Source organism: Pseudomaricurvus sp. HS19 (genome assembly GCF_009857815.1).
GTDB lineage: Bacteria > Pseudomonadota > Gammaproteobacteria > Pseudomonadales > Cellvibrionaceae > Pseudomaricurvus.
Window position 1 is genome coordinate 1 of the sequence record NZ_WVVW01000025.1, and the last position, 1,603, is coordinate 1,603.

1 protein-coding gene is annotated in these 1,603 nt (G+C 57.8%); it reads left to right on the plus strand.

Annotation, left to right across the window (positions count from 1 at the left end):
- Positions 1-1,603 (plus strand): VCBS domain-containing protein (locus GSF27_RS17675; RefSeq protein WP_160971391.1); only part of this gene is annotated, 1,603 nt, incomplete at both ends.

Below are 1,603 nucleotides of genomic sequence, written 5' to 3' on the forward strand. Positions count from 1 at the left end.
CTTTCAATTTGACGGTCAACAACACCAACGACGTGCCGGTGCTGGATCCGATCAGCAGCGTTGCAGTGAATGAAGATGGTCAACTGGCCAGCGGACAGTTTACTGCCACTGATCCCGATGCGGTCGATACCCAGACTTACAGCACTACGGCTCAGGTGCCGGGCTTTACACTTAACAGCGATGGCAGCTGGAGCTTTGATCCGTCCGATGCGGCCTACCAATCCTTGCCGGATGGCCAGACATCGGCACCTATTGTTATCCCGATTACCGTCACCGATGCGGCCGGAGCGGCAGATACGCAGAACCTGACTATTACAGTGACCGGTACTAATGACGGGGCTGTCATTACCGGTGCAGATGCGGTGACCGTTCACGAAGACAACCCGGCAGATATGCAGGGCCAGTCACTCGTCGCCAGCGGCCGTTTACAGGTCAGTGATGTCGATCAGGGAGAGGCGCAGCTGGTCAGCGGCTATGGAAACGGTACTAACGGTTACGGCAGTTTTACCTGGGGGGCCAGCGGGCTTTGGACGTACACGGCGCTGGACAGCAATCCGGCTATTCAACAACTGGAGGTTGGCAAGCAGGTAACCGACAGCATTGAAGTCACCAGCACCGACGGTACTCGACATACCATCACGGTGACTATCGAAGGCACCAATGATGCGCCGACCGTCAGTGCAGCCGTAACCGACCAAAGCACAGATCAGGGGCAGGCCTTCAGCTTTGCCGTGCCGGCAGGTACCTTCGCGGATATCGACACCGGCGATAGCCTGACCCTGAGCGCTACTGGTCTCCCGGCCTGGCTCAGTTTTGATGCGGCCACGGGCACCTTCAGCGGCACGCCCGCCAACGCCGATGTGGGCTCAGTACCGATTACAGTGACGGCCACCGACAGTCAGGGTGATCTGGTGGCCACCACCTTCAACCTGACCGTGAATAACGTCAACGACCCGCCGGTGCTTGATCCGGTGTCGACGCAGTCGGTGAATGAGGGTGGTACACGCGTTAACGGACAGCTTACAGCCACTGATCCGGATACCGGCGACACCTTTAGTTTCAGCACGGCCTCCTCTGTCCCCGGTTTTACCTTGAACAGCGACGGTAGCTGGAATTTCAATCCTGCCGACAATGCCTATAACCATCTGCCCGATGGCAAGGTGGAAACACTTAGCATACCTATCACCGTGACCGATGCTGCCGGTGCAACAGGCACCGGAACTCTGACTATTGAAGTGACCGGTACCAATGATGCGCCGCACTTTGTGGGCCGCGCCACGGTTCCGGTCAATGAAGATGGCCGGCCAGTTTCCAATACACTCCTGGTGGATGACTTCGACGATGGCGAGCACGGTGCCGGAGCGATATTCACAACAACCGCATCAGAACCCGGGTTTATCCTGCAGGCGGATGGTCATTACACCTTTGATCCGAGCGATGCGGCCTATCAACACCTGGCAGCGGGTGAACCACTGGATGTGGTGATTCCCGTCACCGTGACCGACGCCTCAGGGGCCAGTACAACCCTCAGAGATGCCATAACTATTCACGTGACCGGTACCAATGATGCGCCGGTGGTGAGTCATGTGGTCACCAGCCAGGT